Here is a 752-nt window from a genome sequence, read left to right on the forward strand (position 1 = left end):
GTGTAGCCCAGCTCGGCCAGGTAGTAGTCGCTGTCCAGGTCCAGCGGGTTGTCGGCGTACTCGGTCTGCCGGGCGTATTCCAGCGCATAGCTGACCCCGGCCACGGCGCCGTTCAGGCGCAGGCCGGTGGTCTTGCTCGACTGGCTGCCGGCGGTGAGGTTGTCCAGGCCCAGGCGGTACTGGTAGCCGGTGACGGTCAGCTCCGGCATGACCACGTACTGGGCGTTGAGCAGGTGGCTGTGGCCTTCGATGTTGGCCGGGTTGGCGGCGGTGTCGTAGCGGTTGTCGCCGGGGCCGAAGATCGTGTTGATGTTGTCGATGTAGGCGTAGGTCAGGGTCAGCCCGTCGATGGGCTTGAGCTGGCCGAGCACGCCGTCGTAGGTCTGCTCGTTCTGCCGCCAGGCGACGCCGCCGACGAAGCGCTGGTTGTCCAGGTTGATGCGCTGGCGGCCGAGCACGGCGCTGCCCAGGGCATGGTCGTAGCGCAGCAGGGCCTGGTTGATCTCGCTGCCATCGGGGTCGGCGACCACCGAGTATTCGCTCTGGCCGTTGCGCGTGCTGTTGTAGGCGTCCTCGCCGAGGCGGCTGACGTTGTCCGCCTCGATCAGCGCGGAGAGGCCATACCACTTGCCGGTCTGGAAGCCGACGCGGGTGCGCAGGGTCTGGGCGTTGGCGTGCTTGAGGGCGTTGTCCTGGTCGACGTGCTCGTAGCGGTAGCGGGCGTCGAGAATGGGCTTGCCTTCGGTGAACAG

At 67.3% G+C, this 752-nt stretch carries 1 protein-coding gene; it reads right to left on the reverse strand.

Annotated features, from left to right (window positions below):
• Nucleotides 1-752, reverse strand: a 752-nt coding sequence (locus ACWKV7_RS23685) for an alginate export family protein (RefSeq protein WP_483860162.1), incomplete at both ends; no start/stop codon positions are given.

It is taken from the genome of Zestomonas ipomoeae, from assembly GCF_057128665.1.